This is a genomic window from Aestuariivivens insulae, assembly GCF_022662195.1.
Taxonomy (GTDB): Bacteria; Bacteroidota; Bacteroidia; order Flavobacteriales; family Flavobacteriaceae; genus Aestuariivivens; species Aestuariivivens insulae.
Window position 1 is genome coordinate 598,891 of record NZ_JAKMCS010000001.1, and the last position, 13,787, is coordinate 612,677.

At 36.6% G+C, this 13,787-nt stretch carries 12 protein-coding genes; all 12 read left to right on the plus strand.

Annotated elements, in window-relative coordinates; genetic code table 11:
* Positions 1-2: 2 nt before the first annotated feature.
* Positions 3-2,483 (plus strand): GumC family protein, encoded by a 2,481-nt coding sequence (locus tag MR062_RS02495; protein WP_242202489.1) that lies wholly within the window; start codon positions 3-5, stop codon positions 2,481-2,483.
* Positions 2,484-2,598: 115 nt separating this feature from the next.
* A complete protein-coding gene (locus MR062_RS02500) occupies positions 2,599-2,907 on the plus strand; it encodes a GIY-YIG nuclease family protein (protein WP_242202490.1) in 309 nt (102 codons plus the stop codon).
* Positions 2,891-3,862, plus strand: a complete 972-nt coding sequence (locus tag MR062_RS02505; RefSeq protein ID WP_242202491.1) for an SDR family oxidoreductase — start codon at positions 2,891-2,893, stop codon at positions 3,860-3,862. The genes MR062_RS02500 and MR062_RS02505 overlap by 17 nt, the downstream gene beginning before the upstream one ends.
* Positions 3,863-4,768: 906 nt before the next feature.
* Positions 4,769-5,614, plus strand: a complete 846-nt coding sequence (locus MR062_RS02510) for an ABC transporter permease (protein WP_242202492.1) — start codon at positions 4,769-4,771, stop codon at positions 5,612-5,614.
* 51 nt (positions 5,615-5,665) lie between these two features.
* Positions 5,666-6,892 carry an ABC transporter ATP-binding protein gene (locus MR062_RS02515; protein ID WP_242202493.1) on the plus strand — a complete coding sequence of 409 codons (1,227 nt, stop codon included), beginning with the start codon at positions 5,666-5,668 and terminating at the stop codon, positions 6,890-6,892.
* A 23-nt stretch (positions 6,893-6,915) separates the two neighbouring features.
* Complete coding sequence (locus tag MR062_RS02520) at positions 6,916-7,644, plus strand: Stf0 family sulfotransferase (protein ID WP_242202494.1); 729 nt, start codon at positions 6,916-6,918, stop codon at positions 7,642-7,644.
* Entirely contained in the window at positions 7,641-8,177 is a 537-nt protein-coding gene (locus MR062_RS02525) for a methyltransferase domain-containing protein (protein ID WP_242202495.1), read from the plus strand. Before MR062_RS02520 ends, MR062_RS02525 begins: the two co-directional genes overlap by 4 nt.
* A 5-nt stretch (positions 8,178-8,182) precedes the next feature.
* Entirely contained in the window at positions 8,183-9,673 is a 1,491-nt protein-coding gene (locus MR062_RS02530) for a glycosyltransferase (RefSeq protein WP_242202496.1), read from the plus strand.
* On the plus strand, positions 9,674-10,534 hold the full coding sequence (locus MR062_RS02535; RefSeq protein WP_242202497.1) for a glycosyltransferase family 2 protein: 861 nt from the start codon (positions 9,674-9,676) through the stop codon (positions 10,532-10,534).
* A 16-nt stretch (positions 10,535-10,550) separates the two neighbouring features.
* On the plus strand, positions 10,551-11,573 hold the full coding sequence (locus MR062_RS02540) for a glycosyltransferase (protein ID WP_242202498.1): 1,023 nt from the start codon (positions 10,551-10,553) through the stop codon (positions 11,571-11,573).
* Positions 11,566-12,765: a glycosyltransferase gene (locus MR062_RS02545; RefSeq protein WP_242202499.1), complete on the plus strand. Its 1,200-nt coding sequence runs from the start codon at positions 11,566-11,568 to the stop codon at positions 12,763-12,765. The genes MR062_RS02540 and MR062_RS02545 overlap by 8 nt, the downstream gene beginning before the upstream one ends.
* Positions 12,766-12,826: 61 nt before the next feature.
* On the plus strand, positions 12,827-13,786 hold the full coding sequence (locus MR062_RS02550; protein WP_242202500.1) for a glycosyltransferase: 960 nt from the start codon (positions 12,827-12,829) through the stop codon (positions 13,784-13,786).
* Position 13,787 lies beyond the last annotated feature (1 nt).

The following is a 13,787-nucleotide window of genomic DNA, read 5'->3' on the forward strand; positions in this document are numbered from 1 at the left end:
CCATGTCCTATAACGAATTTGACGATTTAGACCATATAGAATCGAAAGGGATGACCTTCGATTTTAAAGGCTTTTTATTTAAGGTGCTACATCTATGGAAGCTTATTTTATTGAGTATAGGTATTGCTTTGATTATTGCTTATTCCATTAATTTAAGAAAGCAAAATGTGTATCGGTTAGGGGCCTTGGTATCTATAGAAAATGACCAAAACCCTTTTTTTACGGCCAATACCAGTATTTCCTTTAACTGGGGAGGTGTTTCCGGAAAGGTAGGCAAAATAATAACGGCCGTTAATACCAGGGCACATAATGAGCTTGTGGTAGATTCGTTGCAGTTTTATTTAAGTTACTTGGTGGAGGGTAAATACAGGAAGGAGGATATTTATAAACGGGCGCCATTTTATGTTGATGTAGATAAGTCTAGAGGTCAAGTGCTTGGTGCGCCTATAGGGATTCGTTTTTTAAATGATAGTGTTTTTGAAGTCTTTACCACTTTTGAAAAAGAACGTGTTAACGTACAGCGGTATGCTGATAAAACTATACAAAAAGTTACGGTGCCTTTGGGGGATTTTAGCCGTCAATATAACGTAGGGGAGCGTATCGTGCTTCCTTTTTTAAATGTCACCTTGCATGTACGCCCTCAAGCAACAATAAAACCTCAAGCTGAGTATTATATCCGATTTGCCAATTATGATGCTGTGGTGCATAGATATTCCAGAGCGGTAAGTGTATCCACTGCTAAACAATCTTCTGCAGTTTTAAATTTAGCTATGTCTGGAACTAATAAGGCGAAAATAGTGGATTATTTAAATACTACAATAGCTATTTTGAGTAGGACGGAATTGGAACGTAAAAACCAGTATGCAACGAACACCATTAAATTTATAGATAGCACCTTGGCTACCGTTAATGTAGATTTGAAAGCGGTAAACGAAGAAATGAATGCCTTTAGAAGGCAAAATAAGGTCTTTAATATAGATGAAGAAATGCAGGAGGTGTCCAGAAAGCTTAAAGCCTTTGACCAAGAAAAAAATCTGATTAATGATAAGTTTCGCTATTTAGAACTGCTGGAAAACTATCTCCATACCAAAACAGATTATACGGAAATTGCTGCACCTTCTTCTGTTGGGATTGATGAGACTAATATTTTAACTAGTGTGGGTAAGCTTACTAATTTAGCTATAGAACGACAAAACTTGGAGGCCACAACCAAAGAGGGGTCCAGCTTGTTTAAGGAATTGGACAGTCGTATTGATGCCGAAAAGAACGTGCTGTTTGAAATTATTTCGAGTACTAAAAAGAATATCACCATTCAATTAAATACCATTAATGATCAAATATCCAGATTGGAATCTAAATTAGGTGAACTGCCAGAAGATCAGCAGCGGTTTTTAAAAATCCAGCGTAAACTTGATTTGAGTCAGGAAGCCTACAATATTTATTTGGCCAAACGTAGCGAAGCGGCTATAGTAAAGGCGGCTAATGTGTCGGATATCTCTATGATCGACGAAGCTAAGGATATAGGGAATGCCCCTATTGGTCCCAATAAGAGCTTGAATTATATGATAGCGCTTATGATGGGCTTTTTTGTGCCCCTAGCATTAATTTTTGTGGTGTTTTTGTTGGATACGACCATCCATGGGTCGGATGAGGTAGAACGCTTATCGAGTATTCCAATTATTGGATTGATAGGCAAATACCGTTATAAAAATAATTTGGTGGTTTTAGAGAAGCCTAAATCGGCCGTTGCTGAATCTTTTAGGGCCATTCGGTCGAGTTTGCAATTTTTTTACAAGAATCAACAAAGGGAAGATAAAGGGTTAGGGAAGACCCTTTTAATCACATCTTCGGTAAGTGGCGAGGGAAAGACCTTTTGTTCTATTAATATTGCCACAGCTTATGCTTTGTCTGGTAAGAAGACCCTTTTGTTGGGGATGGATTTGCGTAAGCCAAAGATATTTAATGATTTTAATCTTGATAATGATCATGGTATCGTGAATTATTTTATGGGCGAAAAATCGTTTGAAGAGATCTTAAATAGGACGCATGTGGAAAATCTGGATGTGATTACCTCAGGCCCCATACCTCCCAATCCTTCTGAATTGATCATGGGCAGTGACCTTCCGGATTTAATAGATAGATTAAGGGCGTCTTACGATATGATCGTTTTAGATACACCACCTTTAGGCCTGGTAACCGATGCTTTGGAATTATCGAATTATGCCGATGCAACGCTATTTATTATTCGTTTGGATTATACCAAAAAGGGGATGCTTCAGTTGGTGAATGCCAAGTACCGTAGTGGGGAACTTAAAAACATTAGTTTTATACTCAACTTCTATAAACATAAAACCAACCAAAACTATGGCTACGGTTATGGGTATGGTTATGGTTATGGGTATGGAGTGTATGGTGAGGCTTACCATGATAATGGAAAGGATAATTTTATAAAACGAATAAGACGGCGATTTAAACGTGTGTAGTAAATATTAATTAGAATAACAGATTAGAGAGCAATGTACGATACCCCATATCATGACCAGGATTTAAGCGCGTATTCTTTTTTAATTACCGGTGGCGCTGGGTTTAACCCATGAAATGATGACAAATAATTCAGAAACCTATTATTATGTGTATGTGTTGTTGTCTTTAAAAGACGGTAAGAAATATACTGGATATACTAAAAATTTGTCATCAAGATTTGAGGCTCATCAAAAAGGAAATGTCTGTTCAACAAAACAGAGAAGGCCGTTCAGGTTGATTTATTTTGAGGGATGTTTGTCACAAGCAGATGCCTTAAAGAGAGAAAAATATTTGAAGACTCACTATGGAAAGATGTATTTGGGCAAACGCCTCAAATCTTATTTCATAGGTCAAGTAGAAAATAAGGATGATAGCAGATTATAAAAACCTTAAAGATTATGAGTTTTTAGTTACCGGTGGCGCGGGTTTCATCGGTTCTAACCTCGTAGGATATTTACTCGAACAGGGAGCCAAACGGGTTCGGGTGCTTGATAATTTCTCCACGGGCCATCGTGAGAATATCGAATCGTTTTTAGGGTATTCCAATTTTGAGCTTCTGAAAGGAGACATACGGGATTTGGATACCTGTAAGCAGGCTATGGTTGGTATGGATTATGTGAGCCATCAGGCTGCTTTGGGATCGGTGCCCCGATCTATTGAGGATCCGGCAACAACCAATGCCGTTAATATTAGTGGCTTTTTAAACATGATGATCGCCTTAAAGGAAAGCGATAGTGTAAAGCGTATGGTTTATGCCGCTTCCAGTTCCACTTATGGTGATAGCACGGTCTTGCCCAAACAAGAAGCCGTGATAGGAAAGCCCTTATCGCCTTATGCCGTTACCAAATATGTGAACGAGCTCTATGCGGAGGTATTTGGCAATACTTATGGCACCGATGTTATTGGTTTGCGTTATTTTAATGTGTTTGGTCCCAAGCAAAGTCCGAAGGGCGCTTATGCTGCGGTCATTCCTTTGTTTATGGCAGCCTTATTAAAGGATAAGTCCGTAACCATAAATGGCGATGGGGAGCAAACCCGGGATTTTACGTATATCGAAAATGCCGTACAGGCCAATATTAAAGGGTTTTTTGCCCCCCAACAAGCGGGTAATGCGGTGTACAATATTGCTTGTGGTGAGCGTATTAGTGTCAATACGCTATGGGAGATTTTATGCAAAGCCGCTGGTAAAACCATTAAACCTATTTACGGCCCGTCTCGACAAGGGGACGTTAGGGATTCTTTGGCAGATATTTCCAAAGCCAGAGATGTGTTGGGGTATGCCCCGCAAGTTGATGTTCGGGAGGGGTTGAAGCTTACTTGGGAGTGGTTTAGGGGTTGAGGTTAGTGTTCAGTGGGCAGTAATCAGTATTCAGTAATCAGTGTTCTGACATAATTGGTGTTCAGTGTTCAGTGGGCAGTGGGCAGTGATCAGTGTTTGGTGTTCGGTGTACAGTGTTCGGTGTACAGCGTTTGGCGTTTGATGTCTTGACAAGAGGATATAAGTTGGGTGACCGATGACGGGTGAGGGGTATACGGGATTTAGTATTCAGTTTTCAGTGTTTGGGGTTGGGTGTTTGGTGGTTGGTGGTTTTGGGTTTGATGTTGGGAGCTTGAAGCTTGAAGCTCGAAGTTGGAAGTTGGGAGTTGGAAGTTGGAAGCGAGGTTCGAGAGATTCCCTGCCTATCGGCAGGCAGGTTCGCTTTACTGCGCTTGTTCTGAATGACAGGATCGCTCTGGATGACAGGGGTTTGTCATTCAGAAGGAGGCTTTTGGGCCGACTGAAGAATCTATTTCTTGCATAGGTCATCTAGTTGTCTGTGATGGGGTCTTTTGATTTGTGACCCTTCCGCCCTTCGGGCACCTTCCCTTGTTAAGGGAAGGAGTTAGTTTAGGCTTGTTTGGGTGTGCTTGTCTTTGCTAGGGTTGTTTTGAATGATAGGATCGCTCTGAATGATGGGGGTTGTCATTCAGAAGGAGGCTTTTGGGCCGACTGAAGAATCTATTTCTTGCATAGGTCATCTAGTTGTCTGTGATGGGGTCTTTTGATTTGCCGCTTTGGTTAATAAGAGATTCCCTGCCTACCGGCAGGCAGGTTCGCTTCGCTCTGAATGACAGGATCGTTTTGAATGACAGGATCGTTTTGAATGACAGGGAAGGGCTTATGATTAATAAATGGCATCCCGCTTCCAAAAGCAGTATTTTTGAACAATAATTGGTATATTCGCAATAAAGCCAAATCAGCCAAATGTCATTAGAAGTTAAGGTTTATCAAAAGGAGAACCGTTTGCGATTCGCAACCTTATTGCGTGAGTCCTTAAGCGATATTTTTAAGTCCCGCTTTTTGTCAACACAGTTGGCCGTACGGGATATTAAAGCACAATACCGCCAATCTTATTTTGGCATCCTTTGGGCCTTTGCCCCACCCTTAATGACGGCTTTGGTTTGGATTTTATTAAACAAATCGGGGGCAGTTACCTTAACCAATACGGGGATGCCCTATCCGGTCTATGCGTTTACGGGTACCTTAATTTGGTCCATTATTGTGGAGTCTATAAATAACCCTATTAACAGTACCAATGGGGCCCGATCCATTTTAACCAAAATTAATTTTCCGAAAGAGGCTTTAATTATATCCGGTCTTTTTAAACTGCTGTTTAACAGTGGTATTAAACTTATTTTATTGCTCTTTTTTGTTTTGGCCTATGGTGTAGGCCTGCAATGGAGTTTGTTGTGGTTTCCATTCGCCATATTAGGGGCCGTACTGGTTGGTACGACCATTGGTCTATTTATTACCCCCTTTGGTTTGTTGTATAAGGATGTTGGGAAATTTATCTCATTTGGGTTGCGGTTTTTAATGTATGCTACCCCCGTGGTCTATGTTGTTCCTAAGGAAGGCTTGCTTAAGTCCATAATGCTTGGCAATCCTTTAACGCCCATAATTTTAATAGCCCGTAATACGGTTACTGGCTCGGCACCGGAATTTCTAGGCTACTTTCTAATAATTATAGCCTGTTGCATCCCTTTATTGTTTGTGGGCTTGGTATTTTATAGAGTATCCATCCCCGTTATTGTAGAACGTTTTAGCGCCTAAGCCCCACCCCAACCCTCCATTAAGGAGCAAGAGAAAAATGAATTGAAAAAAATGAATCAAAACAAAAACATAACCACTACCGATGATGTTCTTGTAAAGGTGGAAGGTTTAAGCAAAAAGTTTTGCAAAGACCTTAAAACCGGTTTATGGTATGGGCTTAAGGATTTGGTGTCCAGAAACCCCGGGGCAAAAGATTCTGGGAATTTAAGACCCAAGGAATTCTGGGCGGTCAAGGATGTGAGCTTTGAGTTAAGACGGGGTGAATGCTTAGGATTGATAGGACATAACGGAGCCGGTAAAAGTACCTTGTTAAAAATACTAAACGGCTTAATTAACCCCGATGGCGGTAAGGTGACCATTAGGGGACGGGTAGGGGCCTTGATAGAATTGGGCGCAGGGTTTAACCCCATTTTAACAGGACGAGAAAACGTTTATAACAATGGCGCCATTTTAGGGTTTAGTCGTAAAGAGATTGATGCCAAGTTGGAGGAGATTATTGCCTTTGCCGAATTAGAAGAGTTTATAGATATGCCCGTACAGCATTATAGTAGCGGGATGAAAGTGCGTTTGGGCTTTGCCGTGGCCGCCCAAATGGAACCCGATGTACTGTTGATTGATGAAGTGTTGGCGGTGGGAGATTTAGGGTTTGTACTCAAATGCTTTAAAGCTATAGATACTATTTTGCCAAGAACGGCTATTGTATTTGTGTCTCACAATATGCCTATGGTTTCACGTATCTGTAATCAGGTGGTATTGTTAGATCATGGTAAAGTTGAATATCAAGGTAAGAATGTAGGGGAAGGGATTGATTTATATTATAAACGATTTGCCCAAAATGAAAGTAAAGTATTGTTTGATGATGGAACTATTGAAATTAAAAATATTCAATTAATAAGTTCCATAAAAACTAATGATGGTCTTCCAATATTGAATTGGAATGACGAATTTAAGTTAAAGTTTAAAATTTTGACGTATGAAAATATTGATATGCCTAAATTTTTAATAACTCTTTTTGATAAAGAACAAAGATCGGTCGCTGTATTAAAAAGTAATGAGATTAACTCGCCAATTGAATTTAAGAAAGATAGGATTGAGTTTATTCTATCCCATAAAAATCTTCAATTAACAAAAGGAATTTATTCTATTAATGTATTAGTCAGTAATATGGAAACGGGGGTTCCTCTATTGAGGGTACATGATATTTTATCTTTCCAATTGGTAGATAAGGAAGATTATTGGCCACCTTTTTTATTAGATGCCACTTATTCAGAAATATAAATTATTTTAGTTGTGATAACGGTATGGATAGAAACATTAAATATGATTTTAATTTAGAGAAATATGATTGTAAGGCTAATGAAAATATTTTAAACTATGTTATCTGTTCAACTCCTAGGTCTGGAAGTACATTATTGGCAAAAGGGCTGCAATCTACTATGCTGGCTGGACTTCCTCATGAATATTTTAATGTTGAACATAAGAAAGATTATTTAAATAGATGGCAGTTTAAATCGAATATTGAATATATAGAAAAATTAAAAAAGAATAGAGTCACTCCAAACGGTACTTTTGGATTTAAACTACATTATAATCAATACGAACAGGAATTTGAAGATAGACGTCTTGAAGATTGTTTTGGTAATTTAAGATATATCTTCATTACAAGAAATGATAAAATATTTCAAGGGATTTCTTTGGAAAAAGCTGATCAAACAAATAAATGGAGTTCTGAATTTGTATCAAACAAAAAGGCAATATTTAATTTTAAAAATATAAAAAAGAATATTTCGATAATATGTAACCAGGAAAAAAAATGGAAAGATTATTTTACTCAATACAATATAGACCCTTTTGTAATTGAATATGAAGAATTGAGCAGCAATTATGAAGAAGTTATTATTAGCACATTAAATTATTTGGGTATTAATATAAAAACTAAAATAGCCCCCCCTCAAATTAGAAAACAAGGCAATTTGAGTAATTTAATTTGGAAATATTTGTATCTAACAATTAACAAATTGAAAAAGTGAAATCTAATATACAGCCACTTGAAGAGTTGGAAACCTGGCATAGGACAAAAGATCCTTGGGGTTATAATTCAAATGAACATGATTTATTTAGGCGTGAAATGCTTTTTAGCGAATTGCCAGAAAGAGAATATAAGAATGTTTTGGATATAGGTTGTGGACAAGGATTCATTACTAAACAATTAAATGTGTCAAGTGTAACTGGCATTGATATTTCTCAAGAAGCAATCAGGCATGCCAACAAAAACAATGAAACTAATGTGATTTTTTTACAGGGGTCAATTTTTGATATTACTAAAATGTTTAAAGTTAAATTTGATTTAGTCTTGATTACAGGGGTTTTGTATCAACAGTATATTGGTGATTCTTCGAATTTAATTTATTTGTTAATTGATCAAATCTTAGAAGAAAGAGGGCATTTAGTTACAGTCCATATTAACGAATGGAATATATGTCAATTTCCATTTTTAAAGTTAAAAGAAGTTATTTATCCTTATAGAGATTACAACCATAAATTAGAAGTTTACGTGAAATGATTTTAATGTATCATAAAGTTTATTTAGAATCCCCAACTATGTGGTGGGTAACTGTAAATAATTTTTACAGACAGATGGTTGAGATCTCCGGAAAGGATGTTGTTTATTTAGATGATTATGACGCAAGTAATGAAAATCAGGTGGTTATAACTTTTGATGGGATATATGAAAACGTATTGCAATATGCAGCACCAATATTATCAAATTTTGGATTTCCTTTTGAGCTGTTTTTGACCTCAGAATACATAGGTAAAGATAATACATTTGATGCTGTTGAACCGTTAGCAAATTTTGTGACTAAGGACCAATTGGCTGAACTTGTGAAATTAGGTGGGCGACTTCAGTGGCATACAAAGACTCATATAAACTTAAAAGAAATAACCGATATAGAAATTATAAAGGATGAGTTAAAAATACCAAAGGACATTAGGGATTTAGATAAGAAAGGTTTTAAATGGTTTGCTTATCCACATGGAGAATATAATCAATTAGTACTGGAAGAAGTCAAAAAGCAATTTAAAGGAGCTTTATCTTGCCATCAAGGTAGCGATGATAATCTATATAAATTAAATAGACTTACAGTTGTTAATGACACAAAGTTAAGAAAAGCAAAGATTGCATGTATTATAGCATCTTATAATTATGGAGATTATTTAATAGATGCAGTTGAATCGGTTTTAAAACAAACCATTTTACCAGATGAAATTTTAATTACAGATGACTGTTCACAAGATGAAACTCAAATTATTGGAGAAAGTTATGCTAAAAGGTTTCCTAAATTAATTAGATATAATAGAAATGAAGTCAACCTAGGGGTTGTGGCTCATTTTAATAAAGCAATTAGTCTAACGAATTCTGAATACATTTGTTTTTTGGGTGCTGACAATAGAATGTTTTCAAACTATATAGAAAAGACGTCTCAAGTTTTAGATAGCAATGATAAAGTAGGAATTGCATATACAGATTATGCTTTTTTTGGTAATAAAGCAAAAAGGGCATATTTAAATATGGATGAAAAGTTAAGGGCTTCAATAATTGATAACATTTATTATCAAATTTCTTTTCCTGTATTTGAATCCATAGAAAATTTGAAGGATAGGTTGGTGATAGGCAATATTATTCATGGTTCTTCAATGTTTAAAAGAAAGGCTTTTGACGGTGTGGGAGGGTATTTAAAAAGTGAGATACCTGAAGATTATAATTTGTTTAAGCGAATTGTAGATGCCAATTGGATGGCTTTGAAAGCAGACACAAACTTAGAATATAGACAACATTCATCTGCTCAGTTGAATGACTTAACAACATTAAACAATAAACTGTTGTTTTATAAAAGTGAATATGAAAAAATTTTAAATGAGAAGAATAGGCTTGAACATTTAAAAATAGTCAAGACCTATAATAAACTAAAATGGTGGATGTTTTTTCTAAGAAATAATTATAAAAACCCTTTAATTATTGTCAAAAAATTAAGCGCTAAATTAATAAAGAATAGATAAATGAGTTTACTTGTGTCTATTTGTATCCCAACCTATAATGGTGCTACTTATCTAGCAGAGGCTTTAGACAGTGCTTTAGCACAATCTTACCCTAATTTGGAAATTGTGGTGAGTGACGATGCATCAACAGATGGTACATTGGAGATTGTTGAGCGTTATAAGACTAAGACCAAAATTCCCATTTACATCCATCTCCATCAACCTAAGGGGATTGGTGCCAATTGGAACCATTGTGTTAAACAGGCTAACGGAAAGTATATAAAATTTTTATTTCAGGATGATGTGTTGGAGCCCCATTGTATAGAGCGGATGGTCGCATTAGCTGAAGGATCGAAAAACGTGGGGTTGGTTTATTGTAAGCGAACCATCATTTATGATGTTTCAAAACGTTTTGATGGGGACTGGGTACGAAATTTTAGTACGCTTCATAAATCTTGGCATGCATTAACCATAAAGGAAGGTGTGCTTTCTGGTAAGGTCTATTTAAAGGACAGGAATTTATTAGACCATCCTTCCAATAAAATAGGTGAGCCAACGGCCGTTTTATTAAACAAATCCTGTTTTGAAAAAGTAGGGTATTTTAATACCAAATTGGACCAAGCTTTAGACTTAGAATATTGGTACCGTATTATGCCCCACTTTAATATTGGCTTTGTTGATGATTGTTTAGTGAAGTTTAGGCTGCACGATACTCAAGCCTCACAGATTAATGCAAAAAACAAAGTTAATGAAGTGAAGCGGTTGTCTTGGGTGTTCTTTAAAACCATTTTTCGATTTTTACATTATAGATACCAAAAAGGTTTGTTAAAGGATATTTTATATGTGAGGGAATTAAGGCGGTTTTTTAAAAAGAAGGTTTAAAGCTTAACGTTTTTATATGGTAGCTGTTTCTATTATAGTACCCAATTATAACCATGCGGCTTTTTTACATGAGCGATTGGATAGTATTTTCCAACAGTCGTTTCAAGACTTTGAGCTTATCTTATTAGATGATGCTTCCAGTGATGATAGTGTTGGGTTATTAAGTGCCTATAAAAACCACCCTAAGGTGCGTTGTCTGGAAGTGAATTCCAAAAACTCAGGTTCGGTTTTTCAACAATGGGTTAAAGGCATCAAACTTGCCCAAGGCCAATATATCTGGATTGCTGAAAGTGATGATTTTGCCCATCCAGAATTTCTGGAACGTACCGTGGCGGTATTGGATCGTAACCCTTCAATTGGATTTGTGTTTACAGATTCTGAAATTGTGGATGCTAGTGGGATGCGACAAGGTTTGGCTTCCGAAAAATCGAATATGATTTCGCGTTTTAAAAAGTTGGACAGAGAGGTGGTTAAGCATACCGATATCCCTAATTATTTTATTAATGATCTGCTAGTCTATAACGTAAGTAGTACGCTTTTTAGAGCCGATGCATTGCGACACATTGATATGGACTTTTTAAAACAGTTTTATAATGCGGGCGACCTTTATACTTATATCGCTATCCTACTAAAAACAGATATCTTTTATTTGAACGAACCCTTAAACTATTTTCGTGTACATTCTGAAAATACGACAAAATCCAATATTCAAAATGGGCAGTTGCATCGCGATAGGTTATTGATTATGGCGTATTTTACGCCTTTACTCTATACCATAGCGGGGTGCAAGCATAGCTTGAGTCTGTTTATAAAGCGTCATTTTTTGGTGAGTTCAGATTTTGGGTTTATTTCAGAGCTTCAGGCTTTGTTAAAGGTGTACCGTAAGTTTGAGGTTTTGCCCCTCTTAACCTATTGGCATTTGCGATGCTTTTGTTTTTTAAAAAAAAAGGTACCAGGTTATAAGCCTTATTTTTATAGACAGTTTATTAAAAGACAGTTGGGACAGCTTATAAAACATACCTATGAAGTTGATGGCTAAAAAAATACTCATATTACCCTCTTGGTACCCCAACATAAAAGTAGAACATGGTTCCTATTTTAGAGAGCAGGCGCAATTCCTGTCCCAGAATGGCTTTGATGTTAAGGTTTTGATGCTTGAAGTGTTGCATACCAAAAGTTATTTTTACCATCGTATAAAGCGTTGGCTGAAATGGAAGCCTTTTCAGCTCAGTCAAGATTTTTTGTTGCAAACGCCCGATGCCTATTCATATCCAGTAATCTTGCAAAAGAGTTGGAGTGACACAAAGAAATTAAACGCATTGGATAAGGCTTATGTAAAGGCCTCAAAAAAACTCTTTAAAAAGTGTAATTGGTTTCCCGAGGTTATACATGTGCAAGGGCTATATAAATACGGGGTGTCCTCTTATTTAATAGCAGAAACTTATGGTATACCCTTAGTGGTTATAGCGCATTCTCCTTTTAAGTTAACAAACTATGCAAAGGTTTATCAGGAGCGTATAAAAAGAGTGTTTAATATGGCTAGGAAGGTTGCCGGGGTAAGCCATTATCATAAAGCTTGTTTGTTGGCTGTGGATTCGACAAAGGCCATAGAGGTGGTTTGGAATTTAACTGATGAACGGAAATTTGCCTATAAGCCCGCTTTAAAAGCAAGGGATACTTTTGTAATCGCTACCGTTTTAAGACTGTCCTCGGAAAAAGATCCTATTACCTTTTTCGATGCCATGTTAAGGTTTGTTCAAAGCCATAAGGGTATGAGACCGGTTGAGGTGCATGTTGTTGGATTGTCCTCTTTAGAAGACTTGACCATAATGAAAGGGATTGATAAAAAATTTATCTATAAGTATAATGAATTACAGAAGGTGCTAAAATTTTATGCCTGGCTGGATAGGGATAAAATTGAAGCATTGCATCAAAAAGCTACCGTTTTTGTGTCGACCAGTAAGGAAGAGTCCTTTGGTATTGCACTAAGGGAAGCCATGCTTTGTGGAACTCTAGTGATTAGTACAAAAAGTGGCGGTCCGGAAGATACTATAAAGGAGGGTACTGGAATACTGGTTGAACCTTGTGATGTAGATGCTATAGCAGCCAAGCTCCTGGCAATTTATAATGGGGATCTTGTTTTTGAGCCCATGGCAATAAGAGAAAGTGTTATAGCCCAAAGTGGTCGTCAAGCCTTCTTAAATAGAATGGGTGAGTTTTATGATGTGTAAAACCAAATATACTTATTTTAGTACTGGAATAATATTTTAAAAGTAATAAAAGATTAACCTTGTGAAACACCCTTTACTTAGTATTTGCCTAAGAACATTTAATAATGAGAAGTTTGTGTTGGACGCCTTGAAAGGCATACTTATGCAAAAGGTGAATTTTGATCTGGAACTGGTCTGTTCTGATGATTGTTCTGAAGACCACACGTATGCAGTAGTTAAAGAGGCTATTAAAGACTGCTCCAAGTTTGTTAATATTCATCTGGTAAGGCAACCTGAAAATTTAGGGTATACTGGTAATCTTTTATATTTATTAAATAATTGTAAAGGAGATTATATTGCCCTTTGTGATGGTGACGATTATTGGAGTGCCCCTAACAAATTACAGCTCCAAGTAGATTTTTTAGAAGCTAACCCCGATTTTGAAGTTTGTTTTACCAATGTTTGCACTATTGACGAAAAAGGAAAAGTCATCAAAAAAAAGCTTGTAAAATATGGCAATAGCGCTGGCTATACAATGCAAGACTTACCAATAATTGCACCTACTTCGTCAAGAGTATTTAGAAACCGAGACTTTAGTAGCATAAGCAAAACAGTACCAGGAGAAGATACCTATATGCTCTTGTACCAATCTAAATTTGGTAACATAAAATTTTTAGATATAGTAGCAGGGGCTTATCGTTATCAAAGCGAAAGTGTTTATTCGTCATTGGCCATCTCAAAACGAAAGGATGCCAATTTGAAAACGGAAATGGAGTGTATGGGGCTAGTGACTAAAAATCTATACCCTAAATACCAAAAGATTATATTAAAGAAAATTGTAGAGCTTCGTTATTTGGATAAAGAACTGTATTCAAAGCGGCTTGAAGATTTTAAATCATTTATGAAAACCTATCCTGAACGGTTTTCTGTTTGGGCATCTATAAAAATCAATTTTTTAGTTGGAGTCTTGCGAATACTTGACTACGCTGGAGGATATGGCGGACGAAGTTTCATGTTGAAGGTTATAAATAAAACCTTCTAGT